We start from the raw sequence: 21,717 nt of genomic DNA, 5'->3' as shown, positions 1-21,717 counted from the left end.
CGGGCGCGGCGGACGCGCTGGACGTGGCGGTGCGGGAGCGTCAGCGTTCGGCTAGGGCGTCGCCGAGCGGGGTGCGTCGGTAGCGGACGGCTCGGCCGGAACGTACCCGGCTGACCAGGCCCGCCTCGCGCAGCACGGTCAGGTGGTCACCGACCCCGCCCAGGCTCAGCCCGAGTTGGGCGACGAGCTGACTGGTGGTGGCGGGCAGCGCGAGCGCTCGCAACACCGCCGCCCGCGACCGCCCGACCAGGCGGTCCAGCACGTCGTCCGGGCGGCCCGGATCGGGTGGCCCGAGCAGTTCCGCCGCACCGTAGGCCGGGTAGACGATCGCGAACGGCCAGGGCGGTTCGAGGTATTTGATCAGGATGCCGAAGACGGTGGGGACGAAGAGCAGACCCCGCCCGGCCAAGGAATGCGTCTCCTCCTGGTGCGGGTCGTCGACCTCGATGGTGCCCACGTCGCCGCCGGGCACCCAGCGCAACCGGGGGTCCAGGTCCGCGACCGCCGCCCCCCAGCCGTACGCGAGCAGTCGACCGGCCCGGTGCAGCAGGTCGCGTTCCAGGACCGCCCGTAGGCGGGGCCAGTCCGGCTGTACGAGTGTCGTCCAGGCCGCCTCGATCGCGTCCGCGAGCAGGTCCACCACGTTCGGCGACCGGTAGATCCGGCGGGCGTACTCGGGTGGTGTGGTGTGCGGGGCGACGAGGTTGCGGGCCAGCTCGTCCCGGGCCTGGGCGAGCGGGGTGGCCCGGACCACCGCCAGCTCGTCGGCGAAGTCCTGGGCGGTGCCGGCCGGTGGCGGATGGATGAAGTCGGCGTTGTAGCCGCCCCGGCGCATCAGCGCCAGCAGCGCGCCCACCTCCGGTAGCTCGCGCCGCAGCCGCTCGTACACCGGCCGTTGCCGGGCCACCCAGGGGGTGAGCCCGGGGGCGGTGTTCAGCCCGGCCAGCAGCCGCAGCGCGGAGACCGTCTCACCCAGCGGCGAGACGGCGAACCGGCTCGCCGCCAGGTCAGCCGGGGTCACCTCGATGCGCATGCCACGACCTTTCGCTCCCTGGCGAAAGGATAGAGCCGGACCGCTCGTACCACGAAGCTTGCCGGCGTGAACAGCACCAGTACCACCGCAGCTCAGGCGGCTGCCGACCGGCCGGCGACGTTCCGGGACGTCTTCGCCGTCGCCGAGTTCCAGGTGATCTTCGCCAGCTTCGGCGTCTTCATGATCGGCGAGACGGTGAAGATGCTCGCCCTGTCCGTGCTGGTCTACGAGCGCACCGGATCCGGCCTGCTGGCCGCCCTGGCGTACGTGACCGGGTTCCTGCCGCACGCCCTGGGCGGGGTGTTCCTGCTGGCGCTGGCCGACCGGTGGCCGGCCCGAGCCATGATGGTCGGCTACGACCTGCTGCGGATGGTCATGGTGGCGGTACTCGCCGTCGGGGTGATGTCCCCGTCGGCCATGCTCGGGCTGGTCGCGGTGGTGGCCCTGTTCGGCCCGGTCAGCAACGCCGCCCGCACCGCGCTGTTGCCCGAGGTGCTGCACGGCGACGCGTACGTGCTGGGGCGCTCGCTGCTCTCGGTCGCCGCCGGCGGGACCCAGGTCGCCGGTTTCGCGGTCGGCGGACTGCTGCTCGGGCTGGTCGGCCCGTACGGTGCGCTCTGGTTGACCGCGGTGACCTGCGGGCTCTCGGCGCTGCTGGTGCGGGTCGGTCTCACCCGACGCCCGGCCCGCGTCAAGTACGCCCCGACGACCGACACGCCGGCGCGCGGGGCGGTACGCGAGACGTTGCGCGTCAACCGGACGCTGCTCGCCGATCGCCGGATCCGGGGACTGCTGCTCGCCCAGTGGCTGCCCGGCTCGCTGCTGGTGGGCGCGGAGGGGGTGGCCGTGCCGTACGCGGCCGACCTGGGGCCGGGGGCCAGCGCGGGCGTACTCCTGATGGCCGGCGCGGGCGGCATGCTCGTCGGTGACCTGCTGGTGGGGCGGTTCGTGGCACCGGCCCGGCGGGAACGCTGGACACCCTGGCTCGCGTTGCTGCTCGGCGTACCGATGCTCGCGTTCGTGGCCCGGCCGTCGCTGGTGCCGGCGGCGGCCCTGTTCGCGGTGGCCACCGCGGGCTTCGCCTATCAGCTCGGGTTGGCCCGGCGGTTCCTCGACGCGGTGCCCGAGGGGCGGCGTGGGCAGGCGTTCGGGCTGGTCAGCACCGGCATGATGGCGATGCAGGGGTTGGCTGCGGCGGGCGCGGGGGCGCTCAGCGAGGTGCTCGCGCCGGGCATCGTGATGGCGCTGGCCGGTGCCGCGTCGGCCACGGCGACGCTGATCCTGTGGCCGGTGCTCGCCCCGACCGGCCGCACGCGTCGGGTCGCCGCGTGAGATCGCCGCATGAGGTTAGGAAGGGACCCTTTTACCACCGGAGGCGTTAGAAAGGGTCCCTTCCTTTCACGACACGCGGAGCGGTGCGCGCGGTTCAGAGCGCGGGTGGCTACCGTGATCCGGTGGCGAAGGGCAGCGGGCTCGGCGTGCGTGGCGGCCTGCTGCTCGGGCTGGCCACGGTGGTGGCGCTCGCCGCGACCGGAGTGTGGAACCCCTTCCCCACGATGTGGGACTGGGTGAACCGGCGTCAGCCCATCTCCTCCCCGGACGTGCAGTGGCAGCAGCGCATCGGCGGCACCCCGCGCAGCGTCACGATCGCCGGCGAGGCGGTGGTCGTCGAGCAGCGCACCCGCGTCGAGGCCCGCAGCCTGGCCACCGGCTCGCAGCTCTGGGAACGCAAGGCCGACTGGAGCGCGGTGGCGGGTGTCGGCCCGGAGTCCGTCGTCGCCGTGGGCAAACTGCTGGTCAAGGGGTACGAGGTCCTCGACCCCAGCACCGGAGTGACGCGACGACGCGACGACGACGCGGTGGCCGTCTGGACGTACCGGAACATGCTGCTCGACGCGCGGTGCGTGGAGGCCACCGACTGCACGCTGAGCGCCTGGGACCCGCGCGGTTCCGCCCCGATCTGGACCGCGTTCCTGCCCGGAGTCAGCAGCGGCCTGCTCGCCGACAACCCGAACCTGCTGGACACCCGTCGACTCGGCACCAACCGCATCCATGAGGAGGTGGCCGGCCCGGAGTCGGTGCCGCCGCTGCTCGGGTTCCCGGTCGACGGCCGGGTGCACGTGGTCGACACCGCCACCGGCCGGGTGCTCCAGAACGTGGAGCCCGGCCGGGACGAGCGGCTGGCCGTGATCGGTGGGCGTCTGCTGCACGTCGCCGCCCGCTCGCAGGACGGCAGCTGTTACTTCGCCATCACCGGCCGCGATCCGGCCACCGGCCAGGAGGCGTGGCGGCGGTCGGGGATCAACCTGCGGACCGCCGACAGCGCGGGCTGCGTGCAGCGGGAGGACCCGTACGGTGCCCGCAACGTGCTGATCGGGGTCGCGCCCGACGGCCGGGAGACGGTTCTCGACGGCTACGACGGGCGGCTGCTGCTGGTGGCCGCCGAGGGGGAGCGGGTGCTCGCCGTCGACGACCGGTACGGCGTGGTGCGGACCGCCGACGGGGACACCGTCTCCAGCCGGGAACTCGGCACCGACCGGACCAGGTGGAACCGGCCCACCGGGGAGAAGACGGGTGCCGCGCTGACCCCGTACGCGGCCGTGCTCACCGACGAGAAGCCCAACCGGCTGGTGGCGCTCGACCCGCGTACCGGTCGGGAGTTGGCCGTGCTGCGGACCTCCGCCAACGCCCTCGCGGTCGGCCCCGCCGGCATGGTGATCGGCGAGGGCCGCGAGATCGGGTACGTCCGCTTCGGCGCCACGGGCGACCCGGCGCGCGACGGTGACGGGGGAGTGCCGGGTCCCGCCGACACCGGACAGGTGCCGCAGCCCCAGGAGAGTTGCGGCCCCAAGAACGAACTCTGCGCCGCCCCCGATCCCGGCAAGTGAGCCGGTCACCGGGGCGGATGAGTGCGACGCCCCACCACCCCACCCGGCGGGTGGGACTGATCGACCCTTCTGCCCTAGGCTTTGCCGTCATGAGCAGTGCCGTGGACTTCTCGTACGCCCCCCTGCTGCCGACCGGTCCCGACCAGACGGAGTACCGCCTGATCACCGACGAGGGCGTCGACGTCGTCAACGGGCCCGGTGGTCGGCGGTTCCTCACCGTGGATCCGGCTGCGCTGACCGCGTTGACCGCCGAGGCGATGCACGACATCGCGCACTTCCTGCGTCCGGCGCACCTGGCCCAGTTGCGGGCGATCGTCGACGACCCGCAGGCGTCGCCGAACGACCGGTTCGTGGCGCTCGACCTGCTGCGCAACGCCAACATCGCGGCCGGCGGGGTGCTGCCGATGTGCCAGGACACCGGCACCGCGATCGTGATGGGCAAGCGTGGCCGGCACGTACTCACCGACGGCAGCGACGCCGAGGCGGTCTCGCGGGGCGTGTGGCAGGCGTACACGCGGTTGAACCTGCGCTACTCCCAGCTCGCCCCGCTCACCATGTGGGAGGAGCGCAACACCGGCAGCAACCTCCCGGCCCAGGTGGATCTGTACGCGGAGGACCCGGACGGGCACCCGGACGCGTACAAGTTCCTGTTCATGGCCAAGGGGGGCGGCTCGGCCAACAAGTCGTACCTCTATCAGGAGACGAAGGCGCTGCTGAACCCGACGCGGATGATGCAGTTCCTGGACGAGAAGCTGCGGCTGATCGGCACCTCGGCCTGCCCGCCGTACCACCTGGCGGTGGTGATCGGCGGCACCAGCGCCGAGTACGCCCTGAAGACCGCCAAGTACGCCAGCGCCAAGTACCTCGACGCGTTGCCCACCTCCGGTTCGATGTCCGCGCACGGCTTCCGGGACCTGGAGCTGGAGGCCGAGGTGCTGGAGCTGACCCGCAACTTCGGTATCGGCGCGCAGTTCGGTGGGCGGTACTTCTGCCACGACGTGCGGGTGGTGCGGCTGCCCCGGCACGGCGCGTCCTGCCCGGTGGCGATCGCGGTGTCCTGCTCGGCCGACCGTCAGGCGGTTGCGAAGATCACCCCGTCGGGTGTGTGGCTGGAGCGACTCGAAACCGACCCGGCCCGCTATCTGCCCGAGGTCACCGAGGGGCAGTTGGACGCCACCGAGGTGGTCCGCGTCGACCTGAACCGCCCGATGGACGAGATCCGCGCCGAGCTGTCGAAGTACCCGGTGAAGACGCGTCTGTCGCTGACCGGCCCGCTGGTCGTGGCCCGCGACATCGCGCACGCGAAGATCGCCGAGCGGCTGGACGCGGGCGAGTCGATGCCGCAGTACCTCCGCGACCACGCCGTCTACTACGCCGGTCCGGCGAAGACCCCGGAGGGGTACGCCTCCGGCTCGTTCGGTCCGACCACGGCCGGGCGGATGGACGCGTACGTGGAGAAGTTCCAGGCGGCCGGCGGCTCGATGGTGATGCTCGCGAAGGGCAACCGGTCGACCCAGGTGACTCGCTCCTGCGAGCAGCACGGCGGTTTCTACCTGGGCTCGATCGGTGGGCCGGCGGCCCGGCTCGCCCAGGACTGCATCAAGCACGTCGAGGTCCTGGAGTACGCGGAACTCGGCATGGAGGCGGTCTGGAAGATCGAGGTGGAGGACTTCCCGGCCTTCATCGTGGTCGACGACAAGGGCAACGACTTCTTCGCCGAGGTGACCAAGCCGGTTCTCAGCATCGGTCGCCGCTGAGTACACCCGACATGACGAGGGGCGCCGGGCGGAAGCCCGGCGCCCCTGTCATTGCGGAGGTCAGCTCTGGCTGCGCACGTAGAAGTAGTAGTAGTCCTCGCCGGACGTGATGCCCGACGCGGTCCTGCTCGACACGAACAGGTAGTTGCCGCCGTCGTACTGCGGGGTCAGCGTGATCGTGGCCGTGCCGTCGGCTCCCGCAGCGATCGTCTGCTCCTCCCCGTTCTACCGGTAGACGAACTCGGTGCTGCCCGGCATCTGCGCGGTCAGCGTGAACTGACCTGGAACGTTCGGGGCACCGCCGCCGGTGGGCGGATAGTCCGCGCTGGTGACCGTCGGCGTCAGCGGGTTGAGGACGAAGGCGTACTCGACCTGGTCCGAGACCAGCGATCCCGACGTGGCGCGTACGGTCAGCCGCACCCAGCCGGAACGATCGGCGGGGTAGGACTGCGGCGTCCAGTCGACCTTGGCTACTCCGTCGGCGCCCGCCGTGACCGTCCGCTCCTCCTCGCCCTCGAAGGTATAGACGTAACCGGTCACCCCTTCACGGGCCGGACGGAAGGTGAACTCACCGGTGACCCCCGGCCCGCCGCTCGCCTGGTATTCGGGATAGTCCGCCGACTCGATCGTCGGTGCCCACGAGGTCGCCTGGAAGTACGCCGAGGCGGTCTCGGAGACGGTGCCGTCGGCGGTCCGACTGTAGACCTCCATCCAGTGGAGCCCGCCGAAGGTGGAGGTGAAGGTCACGCTCGCGGTGCCGTCCGCCTCGGCCGCGACCGTCCGTTCCGGCCCGCCGGCCACCGACCAGACGTACTCGGACACGCCGGGCATGCCGGGGCGGAAGACGAACGTACCGGCGGTGCCGACGAGGGGGCCCTCGCCACCGCCGATGGGGTACTGCTCAGACGAGACGGTGGGCTCGGTCGCCAGATAGAACTGGAAGTTCGCCTCGCCGCTGGGCAGTCCGCCCGAGGTTCGACTGGTCACGGTGACCCGGTTCATGCCGGACTTGCGAGGGGTGATCGTCACCGTGGCGGTGCCGTTCGCGCCGGCGGGCACGGTGGCCGGCTCGCCGTCGTTGAGCCGGTAGGTGTACTCGACCACGTCATCCATGCCGGGCGCGAACGTCAGCTCGCGGGGCTCACCGATCGCGCCGTCCGGGTTTCCGTCGGTCACCCGAGGTGCGGTGTCGCGCACCGTGAACTCGTAGAGGGTCTGCGCCGATCGGTTGCCGGTGTGGTCCGCGGCCTGCACGTACAGCCGGTTGGAGTAGCTGCGCGTCGGCGTATGAATGATGGTGGCCGTGCCCGACTCGCTGGCGGCCATGTAGGAGGTCGGGCCGCTTTCGCCGTAGTAGAAGCCGGCGATGTCGTCCGCGCCCGGCGCGGAGAAGTGGAAGGCGCCGGGGATTCCCGGACCGCCGTGACCTGGCTGGGTCCGACCGGACGGGTAGTCGGTGGAGGTGACCGTCGGAGCCGGTGGGCGTACCGTGTCGACGGTGAACCGGCACTCCGGTGACCAGTCGGAACTGGCGTGCTGGTCGGCGGCGCGCACCGAGAAGGCGTACGTGCCGCCGTTGACCATCCCACCCGCCGGCACCGTGTAGAAGAAGCGGTTCGGCGCGGAGATGCGGTAGGACGTCCACTCGGTGCGCTCGGTGGGCCGATCGACGGGCCACCAGGCGAAGGTCGCGGTCACCGGATCTCCGGCGAACCCGTCTACCGCGTCCGGGTCGGTGACCTGGGCGCTGAGCACCGGCTCGGTGGTGCCGATCCGGCGGCCGTCCGCGCAGCCCAGGCCAGCGACCATCCGCGCGCTGGGCACGTCGGGTGCGGCGTTGGCCTCGATCGAGATGCCCAGCGGCGTGATCCACCGGCTGAGGCGCTTGTTCTTCTCGTGGTGCCCGGCGATCCGGGCCATCAGGGTGAGGCTGTCCTGACCGCGGGTCACCGCTTGGCGCAGCGTCTCGGTGAGATCGAGTTCGAGGTAGCTGGCCGGGCAGGCGGGGGAGTTGTAGACGTCCCCACCCCGCTCGTGTACCTGCGGCGCGGTCTGCCAGGTGGGCGGCGTCGACGGCGTGTCGGTACGCCAGATCTCGATCTTGCGAGGCTGGCCGCAGTCGGCCACCGACGACTCGCCGATGACCCCGACCGCCGTGATGATCTCCTTGCCCTGATAGCGCGTGAGATCGAAGGTGAAGTACGCCCGCGAGGTGTGCTTGCCTCCGTCGGACGTCCAGGTGCCGACCGGCACCTTGTCGGTGGTGCCCACCGGAAATGCGACGGACGGCTGCTTGAGGTCGGTGTGACTGATGCTCGTCGGGCGTTCGAACCTGGTCACCCCGGCGGCTGCCGGCGCGCTGGTGACGAGCACGGCGATCGGTGCGGTCAGCAGGGCGGCCGCGCCCGTGATGAGGAATCGACGCGGTGTACGCCGTCGGCGCGCGGTACGCACGCCGGTGTTGCCCCCGTTGTCCTGCAAGGTGTGAACCCTTCGATGAGAGTGGCAGACCTCGAAGATCTTAAAAGGATCGCTGTCTTGGCCGCGCCGCACTTTCGGGTGGAACGGTGCTTCCCGGCCGGTCGTTGTTCGATCTCAGGTCGAGCGGCTGGGGCGAACATCTGCACGTGCCCGCTGTGCGGGGCAGGATGGAACGCGTGACGACTCCAGAGGCGACGGGCTACCGGATCGAACGTGACTCGATGGGCGAGGTGGAGGTGCCCGCCGAGGCGCTCTGGCGGGCCCAGACGCAGCGGGCGGTGCAGAACTTCCCGATCTCGGGCCGGGGGATCGAGCCGGCGCAGATCCGGGCACTCGCGCAGATCAAGGGCGCGGCGGCCGAGGTCAACGGGGATCTGGGCGTGATCGACGCGAACGTGGCCGCCGCGATCGCCGCCGCCGCCGCGCACGTGGCCGACGGCGGGTACGACGACCAGTTCCCGGTCGACGTGTTCCAGACCGGCTCCGGTACGTCGTCGAACATGAACACCAACGAGGTGATCGCCACGCTCGCCGGGCGGGAGCTGGGCGGCAGCGTCCATCCCAACGACGACGTCAACGCCTCGCAGTCGAGCAACGACGTCTTCCCCTCCTCGATCCACCTGGCGGCCACCGAGGCCGTCGTACGGGACCTGCTGCCGGCGCTGGACCACCTGGCCGGCGCGCTGGAGGCGAAGGCGTCGGAGTTCGAGACCGTGGTCAAGGCCGGGCGTACCCACCTGATGGACGCCACGCCGGTGACCCTCGGGCAGGAGTTCGGCGGGTACGCCGCCCAGGTCCGCTACGGCCTGGAGCGCGTGGAGGGCGTGCTGCCCCGGCTGGCCGAGCTGCCGTTGGGCGGTACGGCGGTGGGCACCGGCATCAACACGCCGCTAGGGTTCGCCGCCCGCGTGATCGAGAAGCTGCGTGACTCGACCGGGCTGCCGGTGAGCGAGGCGCGGAACCACTTCGAGGCGCAGGGCGCCCGCGACGCGCTGGTGGAGACCTCGGGGCAGTTGCGTACCGTCGCGGTGGGGCTTTACAAGATCGCCAACGACATCCGCTGGATGGGCTCCGGCCCGCGCGCCGGCCTGCGCGAACTGCGCATCCCCGACCTCCAGCCGGGCTCGTCGATCATGCCCGGCAAGGTCAACCCGGTGGTCTGCGAGGCAGTCCGGCAGGTCTGCGCGCAGGTGATCGGCAACGACGCCACGGTGGCCTTCGCCGGCTCGCAGGGCGACTTCGAACTGAACGTCATGCTGCCGGTGATGGGCCGCAACATCCTGGAGTCGATCCGGCTGATCGCCGCGTCGAGCCGCCTGCTCGCCGACCGCTGCGTGGTCGGCCTGGTCGCGGACGCCGAGGTCTGTCTGTCGTACGCCGAGGGCTCGCCGTCGATCGTCACCCCGCTCAACCGCCACCTCGGGTACGACGAGGCCGCCTCGATCGCCAAGGAGGCGCTGGAGAAGCAGATCTCCATCCGGGAGGTGGTGGTGTCGCGTGGCCACGTCGAGTCCGGCAAACTCAGCGAGACCCAGTTGGACGAGGCGCTCGACCTGCTCCGGATGACCCACCCCTGAGCGTGGACCCCTGCGGGTGCGCCGGTCACGGGCCGGGCTGGTCACGGTCGGGCTGACCGCGCGGCACCCAGGCGAGGAAGCGGGCGAAGAGTGCCGCCGGAGTCGGTCCGTCGTGCGGGTTCAGGCGGTACAGGTCGGCGGTGGCGTCGTGCAGCACCGCACACAGATAGACGCTGAGCGCGACGCGGTCATGGGCGTACTCGGCGACGAGGGCGAGCCGCGCGGTGGCGCAGGGCCAGGGTGCGGCGCAGACCCGGCACAGCCACAGCGGACGCAACGCCAGGTGCGGACGGACCGGGGTGACCGGCGTGGCCGGCACCGACGGGCCGGTCACCAGTGGCCGCCGTTGGCCCGCCAGGACTGTGCCGGCGTGAGTCTGCCGGCCCTGCCGACCTGCGGGTTCGCCACGGTGGCCTGGGCCCACGAGGGACGGTTCGGAGGCGACGCGGCGGTCGGCTCGGTCGGCACCGGGGCGTGCCGGTCCGGGCAGGTGCGCCAGCGCAGGCCACAGGAGCAGTAGCGGCGCAGCCCACGCCAGACCCGACGGTGCCGAGGTGCGAGGGGGATCGGCCGCTGATTGCGGCGGGTGCTGCGGAACCAGGTCGGTCGGGCGGGTCGGGACATGGCACGGGTGTCCTTTCGAGCTGAGTCGGATATGCCATCGCCCCCCCGGCAGTGGGACCGCCCGGCCGGGGGAGCGAGCGGTCCCACCTCGACGTTTCGTGCTCGGGGGATGAGCGGCGAACGTCGGTCTTCACAGTCTGCTGACGACCCCACTACGGTCGGAAGGGTTCGACCGTGTTGTCCGAGGCCCGCTGCGGTGGCTGGGCTCGCCGGTGGCGGGGCGCTGGAGTCGATCGACCGGATCCTGGAGGGTGGCTGGAGATGACGGGCGGGCAGATGACAGCGGCGACGTTCCTGGTCGCGGAGCTACGTCGGGCGCGGATGCGACGCGGCTGGAGCCAGGAGGACCTGGCCAAGGCGGTCAACTACTCGGCGTCGATGGTCAGTGCGGTGGAGTTGGGGCAGCAGCCGCCCACCCCGAAGTACCTGGAACAGTTCGACAAGGCCCTCGACACCGGCGGCCTCTACGGCCGGATGCTCACCGACCTCGTCGCCCTCGACAAAGCCCAGGTCTGGCTACGCGGGGCACAGACGATCGTCGGGCAGGCGGCAAAGCTCCGGTGGTACGAGCCGCTGTATGTCCCCGGTCTGCTGCAAACCGAGGCTTACGCTCGCGCCGTCTTCGAGGCTGGTGGCCTGCTGGATCCAGACGAAGTGGAGCGCAGGCTGACGGAGCGGATGGAGAACCAGACGGTCCTGTCTGGGGACCACTCGCCCTACCTGATCGTGATCATCGACGAGGCTGCGATCCGGCGGTGTGTCGGCGACCGGAAGATCGTCTCGGAGCAGGTCTCGCACCTTGCTGACATTGCCGGCGAGCACCCCCGCATCCGGGTGCACGTGGTTCCGCAAGCGGCGGCGGAGTACCCCGGCCTGGGTGGACCCTTCCTGCTCGCGAGCGGAAGGGACGGCACCGAGGTGGCCTTTCTCGGTAGCCATATCGGCGGCCAGGAGCTGGATCGGTCGGAGGATCTCGATCTTCTCAGGCAGGTGTGGGAGGTTTGCCTTGGCGAGGCGTATACGCCCCGCCAGACGATCGAGCTGTTGAGGGAAGTGGCCGAGGCATGGAGCTGACCGGAGCCCATTGGCGCACGAGCAGTCGGAGCGCGCAGTCCAACGACTGTGTCGAGGTGGCGTTGAACGTTCGCGGGGTGGTCGGGGTGCGAGACAGCAAGGACCCGGCGGGACCGGTGTTGGCCTTCGACCCGTACTCCTGGCGGGTCTTCGTCGCCGCGCCGCCGCGCTGACGTGACCGCCTGACCCGGAGGTGGGTAGCTTTCTTGTCGCCCCAGCGACAAGAAAGCTACCCACCTCCCTGTGCTTCCACCGACGGTGCTCGACCAAGGGGGACGACCGGTCGTCGCGGAGGGCGAGGCTGTCCCGTCGGCTTCGTGTGCCTCGGGACGCCATGAACATGCTCGATCCAGGATCGAGTGGTCATCGCGGACGACCGATGCCACTCGATCCTGGATCGAGCGTGACCTTGGCAAAGACATCGACTCTGCATGGCCTTGGGGCAGGACCTCGACCCTGAGCGTGACAGGTCGGGGCGATGGGCAGCTCGGGGCGGTGGGCGGCTCGGGGTCGGGGTCAGGTCAGGAGCGGGCGGCGGCTCTGCGGGCACGGTAGGCGCTGACGGCGGCCCGGTTGCCGCAGCCCGCCTCGCAGAACCGGCGGGACCGGTTCTTCGACAGGTCGACAAGTACGTTGTCGCAGTCGGGGTGGTCGCAGGTCCGCAGCCGGCGCAGCTCGCCGCCGCGGACCACGTCGGCGATCGCCATCGCCGCCTCGACCGCCATCCGGGTGGCCAGCGGGGCGTCGCGGGGGACGGCGTGCAGATGGTACGGCTCGTCGTCGTGCGTGATGAGCTGCGGCAGGGCGCGATGCTCGCGGAGCAGCCCGTTGACGATCTCCACGATCTCGTCGACGTCGGCGGACCAGAATCGTCGCAGCCGGGGACGCAGGGCACGTACCGCGCGGAGTTCGGCCTCGCTGTGCTCGTGCCGGCCGCTGTAGGAGTGGGTGACGTAGAAGGCGTCCAGCGCGGCGACGTCGGGCAGCTTGTCGCCGTCCCGCCCGTCGGTGTTGACCAGCGCGGCGGCGGCGGTCAGCGAACATTCGGTGTCATGGGCGAAAAGCAACTTGACTCCTGTCGTGGCCCCGCTTTAGCGTCATCGGTGTAAGCCTAGTTTGCCCATGGCGGGCGACCGTGCCAAGGAGAGTCGATGCGTCATTCCCCCGTCGCGGGGGCCGGGCTCGCCCTGGCTCTGCTCTCCGCCGTCACGTTCGCCACGTCGGGCACCTTCGCCCGTTCGTTGATCAACGACGGCTGGTCCGCCGAGGCGGTCGTCGTCGCCCGGGTCGGTATCGCGGCCCTGGTGCTGGCCGGGCCGGCCTTGCTCGTGCTGCGGGGCCGGTGGGCGGTGCTGCGCCGCAACATCACCTCGATCAGTGTCTTCGGGCTGCTCGGGGTGGCACTCGCCCAGGTGTGCTTCTTCAATGCGGTCCGTTACCTGCCGGTCGGCGTCGCGCTGCTGCTGGAGTACCTCGGCATCATTCTCGTCGTCGGGTGGACCTGGTTGATCCAGGGGCAGCGCCCCCGCCGGCTGACCGTGGCCGGCTCGGCGGCGGCCCTCGCGGGCCTCTTCTTCGTGCTCGACCTCACCGGAGCCGGGCGACTCGACCCGATCGGGGTGCTCTGGGGGTTGGGCGCGGCGGTCGGTCTGGCCGGCTACTTCGTGCTGGCCGGCCGGGTCGACGCCGCGTTGCCGTCGGTGGTCATGGCCAGCGGCGGAATGGCCGTCGGTGCCGGTGCGCTGCTGCTGCTCGGCCTGCTCGGTGCGCTACCGCTGCGGGCCAGCTTCGGCACGGTCGAGTTCGCCGGGCAGGAGACGAGCTGGCTGGTGCCGATCGTCGGCCTCGCGCTGGTGGCGGCGGTGGTCGCGTACCTGGCCGGGATCGCCGCGGCCCGCGTCCTGGGTGCCCGGATGGCCTCCTTCGTCGGGCTCACCGAGGTGATGTTCGCGGTGCTGATCGCCTGGCTGGTGCTGGGTGAACTGCCGACGGTCGTGCAACTGATGGGCGGCGCGTTGATCGTCGCCGGGGTGGCCCTGGTCCGCCTCGACGAGCTGCGCGCACCCGTCACCCCCGACCAGGCGAAGGCGGCGGAGCCGGCCCTCACGTGACACCCTGATCGACATGCTGAGCACGGTGGTGTTCGACGCCGACGAGACTCTGCTGGATCTGCGCCCGGCTGTCACCGGCGGGTTGGTCGCCGTACTCGACGAGATGCGGCGGCTGACCCCGGTGGCGGCCGAGGTGTCACTGGCCGACCTGGAGTCGGACTGGGACGCGGTCTTCGGTGACCTGGCCTCGGCGCCGGTGATGGAGATCCGTCGGGCGGCGCTGGCCCGTTCGCTGGCGCGAGCCGGTCTGGGCGACCACCTGGACGAGCTGGCCGAGGTCTTCTTCGCCCGGAGGTTCGCGCTCACCCGACCCTTCTCCGACGTCCGGCCCGCGCTCACCGCACTGCGGGCGCGATGGAGAATCGGCTTCGCCACCAACGGCAACAGCCGCGCGGAACGCTGCGGCCTGGCCGGCGAGTTCGCCTTCGAGGTGTACGCACACGAGAACGGCGTGCCCAAGAAGCCTGCGCCCGAGTTCTACGCCGCGGTGTGCGTGGCTGCCGGGGTACCGCCGTCGCAGGTGGTGCACGTCGGTGACAACCCGGCGTTCGACGTGGTCGGAGCGCAGCGGGCTGGTCTGCGGGCGGTCTGGCTGAACCGGCGGGGCGACTCGCTCCCGGCCGGTGTGCTGCCGGACGCGACAGTGTCCTCGCTTGCCGAGTTGCCTGCCGTCCTGGTCGGCCTTTCCGGCGAAGCGGAACTTCCGCCGTGTTACCGACGCCGGTCTGGCGAAACGTCATGCGTTGATGTCTGATGACGCCACGTCCCTCAAAGAGAGGATTCGATGTGGTGAGCAAGCGCTTCACCGTCGGCGTCGTCGCGACCGCGGCGGCACTGGCACTCACGGTGACGGGTCTGGGCGTGCCGGCCAGCGCCGAGCCGACGACCGTCCGGACGTTCACCGTGGTCGCGGAGGACGGGTACTCCGCCGACGCGGCCCTCGCCGCGATCCGGTCGGCCGGCGGGACCGTGGTGTCCCGCACCGACGAGGTCGGCGTGTTCCAGGTGACCAGTGACCGGGCCGACTTTGCGACGAAGGCAACTGCTGCCGCCGCGCTGATCGGTGCCGCCGAGCAGAAGGCGATCGGCCGCAAGCCCAAGCTGGACCGGGTCGAGCAGGAGCACCTCCTGGCCGTGGCCGCCGCGAAGGGCGCCGGCAAGCAGCGGGGCAAGAAGCTGGACCCGCTCGACGACAAGCTCTGGGGCCTGGAGATGATCCGGGCCGACAAGGCGCGCAAGATCGAGCCCGGCGACCGTCGGGTGACCGTCGGCGTGCTGGACACCGGCGTGGACGCCGCCCACCCGGACATCGCGCCGAACTTCAACTGGGCCCTGTCGCGCAATTTCGCCCCGGACATCCCCGAGATCGACGGGGAGTGCGAGGTGCCGAGCTGCCTCGACCCGGCCGGCACCGACGACGGCGGGCACGGTACGCACGTCGCCGGCACCATCGGTGCCGCCGCCAACGGCTTCGGCCTCTCCGGCGTCGCCCCGAAGGTCTCCCTGGTCAACCTCAAGGGCGGCCAGGACTCCGGGTACTTCTTCCTGAACCCGGTGGTCAACGCGTTGCTGCACGCCGGCCGGTCGGGCCTGGACGTGGTGAACATGTCGTTCTATGTCGACCCGTGGCTCTATAACTGCACGGCCAACCCGGCCGACTCCCCGGAGGCGCAGGCGGCCCAGCGGGCCACCATCCGCGCCATGAAGCGGGCCCTGACCTTCGCCCACAACCGGGGCGTCACGCTGGTCGGTGCGCTCGGCAACAACCACGAGGACCTGGGCGACCCGCGTACCGACGTGTCCAGCCCGAACTACGGTGACGTCGCGCCGTACCCCCGGGAGATCGACAACGACAGCTGCTGGGACCTGCCCGCCGAGGGGCCGCACGTGATCAGCGTGTCCTCGGTCGGCCCGTCCGGCAAGAAGGCCGACTACTCCAACTACGGCACCGAGCAGACGGCGGTGGCCGCTCCGGGGGGTTGGTTCCGCGACGGGTTCGGCACCGACACGTTCCGCACCGACGCCAACATGATCCTCTCCACCTACCCGAAGAAGGTGCTCCAGGAGGAGGGGACGGTCGACGAGGCCGGCAACATCGTGCCGGGCGCCGAGACCTTCGTGTTCAAGGAGTGCAAGGCCAACGGGCAGTGCGGCTACTACACGTACCTCCAGGGCACCTCGATGGCCGCACCGCACGCCTCCGGCGTGGCCGCACTCATCGTGAGCAGGTACGGCAAGCCGCAGGGCCGGGGCGACTTCGGCCTGGCTCCGAAGCTGGTCGAGAAGCACCTGCTCCGCACCGCCACCGAGCGGGCCTGCCCCGAACCCCGGTTGCAGACCTACACCGACGAGGGCCGGCCGGTCGAGTTCGACGCCTACTGCGACGGCTCGGTCGACTTCAACGGCTTCTACGGGCACGGCATCATCGACGCGTACGCGGCGGTGACCGCGCCGCTGCGCCGATGACCGGATAGGACACCCGCCCTCGACGGGCGAACAGACGGCCCGGCCGGGTTGCCCCCGGCCGGGTTGCCCCCGGCCGGGCCGTCCCCCGTTCTGCCCCGTCACCGGCGGTGTCCGCCGTCCAGAAGCGCGGCGCGGATCTCGCGGGCGACCCCGGGGAGGTCCTGGTGCAGGCGTCGACCGGTGACGTGCCGTATCAGCCAGCCCGCCCCGGCCAGCGGATAGAGCCGCTGACCGTCGAACTCCACCGCCACGCGCTGCTGCGGCCAGGCCAGGCCGGGTCGCAGCACCACACCGCCGGACAGGCTCACCGGATGGTGGGCCACCGGGCGCGGTAGCCCGGCCAGCACCAGCCCGACCCGCAGCCGCGACTCGTCGGGGGACTGCGCGGCCGGGTCGGCCAGATCGAACACCCAGCGCGCCCGGCGTCCGCCGGGACGGTCGTCGTTCACGGCGGCCACCTCGTCCAACGCCGCCCGGGTGGTCAGCCCCCGACCCAGCAGCGCGTCCACGATGCCGACCGCGCGGCTCGGTTCCAACCACACCGCGCTCTCCCACGCGGCCCGGGCGCTGTCGGTGTGCGGTGGGACGCCCTTGATCGTCAACCCGGCCAGCGACTGCGGGGACTCGGTGTGCACCTGGAGCCCGCGCTGGCTGCGTAGCCCGGCCCGGGTCGGCACCAGGACGTGGACGGCCTGGTCGAAGTCGGCGGCGTGCCCGATGCCGTGCAGATAGGCCGCGGACGGGCCGGCGACGGCCGCCCCGGCGGGCAGTTGCAGGGCCGCCGCGCGGCAGGCCAGGGCGTGGTCCCGGTCGAGGCGGGCGTCGGCGTAGACGTCGTGCCGCAGTCGGACCCAGGCGGAGTTGCGGAGTTGGTGGGCGGTGAGCAGACCTCGGCGGACGACGTCCGAGCCGCGGAAGACCTGCCACGCCAGGGCGTCCGGTGGCTGTGTGCGAACTGGCATGAGAGCAGCCTGCGACCCGTGTCACCGGCCCGGCGACCCCTGTGGACAACCGCGACGACGACCGGAACGGCCGCCTGTGGACAACCCTCGCCGAGGGCGCGCGTTGTGGTATGTCGCCGGGTCAGCTCAGCGCGGTGGCGATCGCGGTGGCGGCGGCGAGCACCTGCGCGCCGACCGCCTCGGCGTCCAGCGGGGCCAGGGCGACGACCCCCACGCTGGCCTCCAGGCCCGGCACCCCGAGCACCGGCGCGGCCACCCCGTACGCGCCGGGTTGCAGCTCACCGGCGGTGCTCACCGGGCCGGCGGCGCCGGTCCGCCCGGCGAGGATGGCCTGCCCGGCGGCACCCCGCTCCAACGGGTGCCGGGCACCGGTCCGGTACGCGACGTGGAACGACGTCCAACTGGGCTCGACCACCGCCAGCGCCACCCCCTCGCCGCCCTCCACCACGGTCAGGTGGGCGGTGGCCCCGGCCTGCTCGGCCAGCCGACGCAGCGCGGGCAGCGCCCCCTCGGCGAGCAGCGGTTGGGCCCGCCGCGCCAGGTGCAGCACCCCGGCACCGAGGCGGAGTCGACCGGCGGCGTCCCGGCGCAGCATGCCGTGCCCGGCCAGCGGGCCGACCAGTCGATAGACGGCCGCCCGACCGATGCCCAGCCGGGTCGCCGCCTCGGTGACCGTCAGCCCGCCCGACGCCTCCGCGACCAGGTGCAGCAGCCGCAGACCCCGGTCCAGCGTCTGCGACGTCTCGCCACCGGGCACGGCGGGTGACGGCGGATCGATGTCGGGCGTCGCTGCGGAGTCCACGACCAGCAGCGTACGACCCGGCTCCGGCGGACCCGGAAAACGACGGACGGCTACCCTTGTACGGTGACGCTACGCCTGTATGACACCGCCACCCGATCGGTGCGGGACTTCGTCCCGCGGGAAGCCGGCAAGGTGGGGGTCTACCTGTGTGGTCTCACTCTCCAGGCAGCGCCGCACATCGGCCATCTCCGTTCCGGCGTCAACTACGACGTGTTACGGCGCTGGCTGCTGGCCGCCGGCTTCGAGGTCACCTTCGTCCGCAACCTGACCGACATCGACGACAAGATCCTGGTCAAGGCGCAGGAGCAGGCGCAGCCGTTCTGGTCGATCGCGTACGCCAACGAGTTGAAGCTCGGCGAGGCGTACCGGGCGTTGAACGTGCTGCCGCCGACCTACGAGCCGCGCGCCACCGGGCACATCCCGGAGATGCACCAGCTCATCGCGGAGTTGATCGAGCGGGGGCACGCGTACCCGGCCACCGACGACTCCGGGGACGTCTATTTCGACGTGCGGTCCTGGTCGGCGTACGGCGCGTTGTCCAACCAGTCACCGGACGACATGCTCTCCGCCTGCGAGGGGCCGGAGCGCGGCAAGCGGGACCCGCGTGACTTCGCGCTCTGGAAGGGCGTGAAACCGGACGAGCCGACAGACGCCTACTGGCCCTCGCCGTGGGGGCGGGGTCGGCCCGGCTGGCACATCGAGTGCTCGGCGATGTGCTGGCGCTACCTCGGCGCCGAGTTCGACATCCACGGCGGCGGGCTGGACCTGATCTTCCCCCACCACGAGAACGAGCTGGCCCAGTCGCAGGCCGCCGACCTGCCGTTCGCCCGGTACTGGGTGCACCACGGCCTGCTCGGCATCGGCGGCACCAAGATGGGCAAGTCGCTGGGCAACACCCTCGACCTGGCCTACGTCGCCTCGCTCGGGGTACGCCCGGTCGAGCTGCGCTACTACTACGTGGCTGCGCACTACCGCTCCCGGATCGACTACTCCGAGGACGCGTTGCGGGAGGCGGCCGTCGCGTACCGGCGGATCGAGGGCTTCGTCCAGCGGGCCGTCGAACGGGTCGGGGTCGGCCAGGTCGGCGAGGTGCCAGCGGCGTTCGCTGCGGCGATGGACGACGACCTCAACACCTCGGCCGCGCTGGCCGTGCTGCACGACGTGCTGCGCGACGGCAACACCGCGTTGGCCGACGCGGACGATGTGACCGTCCGCACGACGCTCGCCGACGTCCGGGCCATGCTGGATATCCTCGGAGTCGACCCGCTCGACCCGGTATGGACGGGTGGTGCCCGGGCGAGCGACCTCCGTGGTGTGGTGGACTCCCTGGTCGCCCTGGCCCTCGAACAGCGCGCACAGGCCCGGGTCCGCAAGGACTGGGCCGCCGCCGACGCGCTGCGGGATCAACTCAAGCGAGCCGGTGTGGTGGTCGAGGACACCCCGCAGGGCCCGCGTTGGACAATTGGAGAACATGACTGATGGCCGGCAATTCGCAACGCCGTGGCCGGCGGATGACGTCGAAGGCGGGGGCCCCGAAGGGCTCCGGCGGCAAGAACCGGGACTCCCTCGCCGGGCGTGGCCGGACTCTGCCGGCTGACGAACGTCCCTGGCACAAGGGTTACTCGGGCACCGAGAAGCTGCCCCAGCGCACCGCCTGGAAGCAGGAGAAGGAGCGGCGGGCGGCGGCCGAGGAGGGGCGCGCCCCCAAGATCGGTACGCCCGGGAGCAAGGACACCACCTGGGGTCGGGGCGGCGGTCGGGGCACCCCGGCGGCCAAACCGACGCGGGGTAAGCAGCCCGTCGGGCGCGGCGGCCCCCGGGTCGCGCCGGGCCGCAAGTCGAACCCGGCGAAGGACACGCCGGAGCTGCTGGTCGGGCGCAACCCGGTGCTGGAGGCGCTGCGCGCCCAGGTGCCGGCCACCGCGCTGTACACCGCGCAGGGCATCGACGTCGACGACCGGATGAAGGAGATCGTCCGGACCGCGGCCGACCGGGGCATCGCGATCCTGGAGGTCAGCCGGGCCGAGTTGGACCGGATGACCGGGGGCGTGCTGCACCAGGGCGTCGGCCTCCAGGTGCCGCCGTTCGCGTACCAGCCGTTCGAGGACCTGGTCGCGGCGTCGGTGGAGCAGGCGGCACCGTTGCTGGTGGCGCTGGACGGCGTCACCGATCCGCGTAATCTCGGCGCGGTGATCCGCTCGGCCGCCGCGTTCGGCGCGCAGGGTGTCTTCGTACCCGAGCGGCGGGCCGCCGGGATCACCGCGACGGCCTGGCGGACCAGCGCCGGTGCGGCGGCCCGGGTGCCGGTGGCGCAGGTCACCAACCTGACCCGGGCGTTGAAGGCGTGCCAGGACGCCGGTTTCCTGGTGGTCGGCCTGGACGCCGACGGCGAGACGGACCTCTATGACCTGGAGGCCGCCGTCGGCCCGCTGGTCGTGGTGGTCGGCTCGGAGGGGCGCGGGCTGTCCCGGCTGGTCGGGCAGACCTGCGACCTGACGGTGAGCATCCCGATGATCTCCGAGGTGGAGTCGCTCAACGCGAGCGTCGCCGCCGCGGTGACGCTCGCCGAGGTGGCGCGCCGCCGCGCCGTCGAGCTCTGACCCCCCACCAACCACCGGGAGTACGCGGAAGGGGCGGCCCGCCATCGGCGGACCGCCCCTTCGCGGTTGCTACGTCAGATCCGCTTGCCGTTGGCGGCGTGGAAGACGTGGCTGCGGCCGGTACGCGGCTTCACGAAGATCGTGTCGCCCATGTTCGGGCTGTGCTGCCGGTCGGTCCGCACCACGAAGCGCTCGGAAGATCCGTCCAGGGCGGCGTGCCCGTAGACGTTGGCGTCCGAGCCGAGGTCCTCGACCAGCTCGACGACGACCGGCATGCCGCCCTCGGTCGGGCTGACGATGTCGCAGTCCTCCGGGCGGAAGCCCACGGTGACCTTGCCGTCGCCACCCTCGGCGCGGGCCGCCTCGGCCTGCTCGCGGGTCAGCGGGACGAACATCTCGGCGAACGACGCACCCTGCTCGGTGAGCGCCACGGTCTTGATGTTCATCGCGGGCGAGCCCATGAAGCCGGCGACGAAGACGTTGGCCGGGGTGTCATAGAGCGCACGCGGGGTGTCCACCTGCTGGAGCACACCGTCGAGCATGACCGCCACCCGGTGGCCCATGGTCATGGCCTCGACCTGGTCGTGGGTCACGTAGACGGTGGTGACGCCGAGCTTGGCCTGCAGCGAGGCGATCTGGGTACGGGTCTGCACCCGGAGCTTGGCGTCGAGGTTGGACAGCGGCTCGTCCATGAGGAAGACCTGGGGCTCCCGGACGATGGCGCGGCCCATCGCGACACGCTGACGCTGACCACCGGAGAGCGCCTTGGGCTTGCGGCTGAGGTACTCCTCCAGCTGGAGCAGCGCCGCCGCCTCCTTGACCCGACGGTCGATCTCGGCCTTGGAGGTCTTGCGCAGCTTGAGCGCGAACGCCATGTTCTCGTACACCGTCATGTGCGGGTACAGAGCGTAGTTCTGGAAGACCATCGCGATGTCGCGGGCCTTCGGCGGGAGGTGCGTGACGTCCCGGTCGTCGATGTAGATCGCGCCGTCGTCGACGTCCTCCAGGCCGGCGAGCATGCGCAGGCTGGTGGACTTACCGCAACCGGAGGGGCCGACCAGGACGAGGAACTCCCCGTCGCCGATCTGGAGGTCGAGCTGGTTGACCGCGGGGCGTTCGGTGCCCGGGTAGATCCGGGACGCCTTCGCGTACGTGACCGTAGCCATGAGGGGGTGCGCTTCCTTTCACCGGCAGGAACGTGCCGGACGATCCGAGTGAAGGAGCGACCGGCACGGGAGCCCCGTGCCGGCGCGACGGACGACGTGAGGAAAACCCCGGTGTCGTCCGTGTCACTGCACGGTAAACGGCTTTCGCCGCAATGCCAAGGTTCGGGACGATGGAT

The 21,717-nt window shown here is 71.5% G+C and carries 19 protein-coding genes; 11 read left to right on the top strand and 8 right to left on the bottom strand.

The window, feature by feature from the left end:
- Positions 1–40 precede the first annotated feature (40 nt).
- Positions 41–1,033 (bottom strand): ArsR/SmtB family transcription factor, encoded by a 993-nt coding sequence (locus ACZ31C_RS09695; RefSeq protein ID WP_465794861.1) that lies wholly within the window; start codon positions 1,031–1,033, stop codon positions 41–43.
- Between the two features lie 66 nt (positions 1,034–1,099).
- Here ACZ31C_RS09695 and ACZ31C_RS09690 point away from each other — a divergent pair, with 66 nt between their 5' ends.
- The 3 genes from ACZ31C_RS09690 to ACZ31C_RS09680 all read left to right on the top strand — a co-directional run bounded on the left by ACZ31C_RS09690 (position 1,100) and on the right by ACZ31C_RS09680 (position 5,678).
- Positions 1,100–2,365 (top strand): MFS transporter, encoded by a 1,266-nt coding sequence (locus ACZ31C_RS09690; protein ID WP_465794860.1) that lies wholly within the window; start codon positions 1,100–1,102, stop codon positions 2,363–2,365.
- A gap of 122 nt (positions 2,366–2,487) precedes the next feature.
- A complete protein-coding gene (locus ACZ31C_RS09685; RefSeq protein ID WP_465794859.1) occupies positions 2,488–3,921 on the top strand; it encodes an outer membrane protein assembly factor BamB family protein in 1,434 nt (477 codons plus the stop codon).
- 89 nt (positions 3,922–4,010) lie between these two features.
- Positions 4,011–5,678 (top strand): fumarate hydratase, encoded by a 1,668-nt coding sequence (locus ACZ31C_RS09680; protein ID WP_465794858.1) that lies wholly within the window; start codon positions 4,011–4,013, stop codon positions 5,676–5,678.
- Positions 5,679–5,903: 225 nt separating this feature from the next.
- Here ACZ31C_RS09680 and ACZ31C_RS09675 read toward each other — a convergent pair whose 3' ends face one another.
- Positions 5,904–8,159: a hypothetical protein gene (locus ACZ31C_RS09675; RefSeq protein ID WP_465794857.1), complete on the bottom strand. Its 2,256-nt coding sequence runs from the start codon at positions 8,157–8,159 to the stop codon at positions 5,904–5,906.
- 176 nt (positions 8,160–8,335) lie between these two features.
- Here ACZ31C_RS09675 and ACZ31C_RS09670 point away from each other — a divergent pair, with 176 nt between their 5' ends.
- A complete protein-coding gene (locus ACZ31C_RS09670; RefSeq protein WP_465794856.1) occupies positions 8,336–9,736 on the top strand; it encodes a class II fumarate hydratase in 1,401 nt (466 codons plus the stop codon).
- A gap of 25 nt (positions 9,737–9,761) precedes the next feature.
- On the opposite strand, the gene ACZ31C_RS09665 is transcribed toward ACZ31C_RS09670, so the two are convergent.
- Positions 9,762–10,070 carry a hypothetical protein gene (locus ACZ31C_RS09665; protein ID WP_465794855.1) on the bottom strand — a complete coding sequence of 103 codons (309 nt, stop codon included), beginning with the start codon at positions 10,068–10,070 and terminating at the stop codon, positions 9,762–9,764.
- Positions 10,067–10,360 carry a hypothetical protein gene (locus tag ACZ31C_RS09660; protein ID WP_465794854.1) on the bottom strand — a complete coding sequence of 98 codons (294 nt, stop codon included), beginning with the start codon at positions 10,358–10,360 and terminating at the stop codon, positions 10,067–10,069. Before ACZ31C_RS09660 ends, ACZ31C_RS09665 begins: the two co-directional genes overlap by 4 nt.
- 261 nt (positions 10,361–10,621) lie before the next feature.
- Between ACZ31C_RS09660 and ACZ31C_RS09655 the strand changes: the two genes are divergently transcribed.
- Both ACZ31C_RS09655 and ACZ31C_RS09650 read left to right on the top strand, forming a co-directional pair.
- On the top strand, positions 10,622–11,434 hold the full coding sequence (locus ACZ31C_RS09655) for a helix-turn-helix domain-containing protein (RefSeq protein WP_465794853.1): 813 nt from the start codon (positions 10,622–10,624) through the stop codon (positions 11,432–11,434).
- The gene (locus tag ACZ31C_RS09650; protein ID WP_117229063.1) at positions 11,425–11,607 is read left to right on the top strand and encodes a DUF397 domain-containing protein; all 183 of its coding nucleotides are present in this window, start codon (positions 11,425–11,427) and stop codon (positions 11,605–11,607) included. Before ACZ31C_RS09655 ends, ACZ31C_RS09650 begins: the two co-directional genes overlap by 10 nt.
- Positions 11,608–11,955: 348 nt before the next feature.
- Here ACZ31C_RS09650 and ACZ31C_RS09645 read toward each other — a convergent pair whose 3' ends face one another.
- Complete coding sequence (locus tag ACZ31C_RS09645; RefSeq protein WP_465794852.1) at positions 11,956–12,501, bottom strand: CGNR zinc finger domain-containing protein; 546 nt, start codon at positions 12,499–12,501, stop codon at positions 11,956–11,958.
- 84 nt (positions 12,502–12,585) lie between these two features.
- On the opposite strand from ACZ31C_RS09645, the gene ACZ31C_RS09640 reads away from it, so the two are divergent.
- From ACZ31C_RS09640 to ACZ31C_RS09630, 3 genes are read left to right on the top strand one after another with little or no spacing between them, the layout of a single operon-like run.
- Entirely contained in the window at positions 12,586–13,545 is a 960-nt protein-coding gene (locus ACZ31C_RS09640) for an EamA family transporter (RefSeq protein ID WP_465794851.1), read from the top strand.
- A gap of 13 nt (positions 13,546–13,558) precedes the next feature.
- On the top strand, positions 13,559–14,299 hold the full coding sequence (locus ACZ31C_RS09635; protein WP_465794850.1) for an HAD family hydrolase: 741 nt from the start codon (positions 13,559–13,561) through the stop codon (positions 14,297–14,299).
- A 35-nt stretch (positions 14,300–14,334) separates the two neighbouring features.
- Positions 14,335–16,011 carry a S8 family serine peptidase gene (locus ACZ31C_RS09630; protein WP_465794849.1) on the top strand — a complete coding sequence of 559 codons (1,677 nt, stop codon included), beginning with the start codon at positions 14,335–14,337 and terminating at the stop codon, positions 16,009–16,011.
- Between the two features lie 98 nt (positions 16,012–16,109).
- Here ACZ31C_RS09630 and ACZ31C_RS09625 read toward each other — a convergent pair whose 3' ends face one another.
- Positions 16,110–16,973 (bottom strand): hypothetical protein, encoded by an 864-nt coding sequence (locus ACZ31C_RS09625; protein WP_465794848.1) that lies wholly within the window; start codon positions 16,971–16,973, stop codon positions 16,110–16,112.
- A gap of 121 nt (positions 16,974–17,094) precedes the next feature.
- Positions 17,095–17,775 carry an IclR family transcriptional regulator gene (locus ACZ31C_RS09620; protein WP_396742064.1) on the bottom strand — a complete coding sequence of 227 codons (681 nt, stop codon included), beginning with the start codon at positions 17,773–17,775 and terminating at the stop codon, positions 17,095–17,097.
- Between the two features lie 63 nt (positions 17,776–17,838).
- Here ACZ31C_RS09620 and cysS point away from each other — a divergent pair, with 63 nt between their 5' ends.
- Both cysS and rlmB read left to right on the top strand, forming a co-directional pair.
- Entirely contained in the window at positions 17,839–19,254 is a 1,416-nt protein-coding gene (cysS, locus tag ACZ31C_RS09615) for a cysteine--tRNA ligase (RefSeq protein WP_465794847.1), read from the top strand.
- Complete coding sequence (gene rlmB / locus ACZ31C_RS09610; RefSeq protein ID WP_465794846.1) at positions 19,254–20,375, top strand: 23S rRNA (guanosine(2251)-2'-O)-methyltransferase RlmB; 1,122 nt, start codon at positions 19,254–19,256, stop codon at positions 20,373–20,375. The genes cysS and rlmB overlap by 1 nt, the downstream gene beginning before the upstream one ends.
- Positions 20,376–20,449: 74 nt before the next feature.
- On the opposite strand, the gene ACZ31C_RS09605 is transcribed toward rlmB, so the two are convergent.
- Complete coding sequence (locus tag ACZ31C_RS09605; protein WP_396689886.1) at positions 20,450–21,541, bottom strand: ABC transporter ATP-binding protein; 1,092 nt, start codon at positions 21,539–21,541, stop codon at positions 20,450–20,452.
- Positions 21,542–21,717: the final 176 nt, after the last annotated feature.

This window comes from Micromonospora sp. NPDC023869, assembly GCF_055559695.1.
The sequence above is the reverse complement of the archived record's forward strand: the minus strand, read 5'-3'. Positions and strand labels throughout refer to the sequence as shown.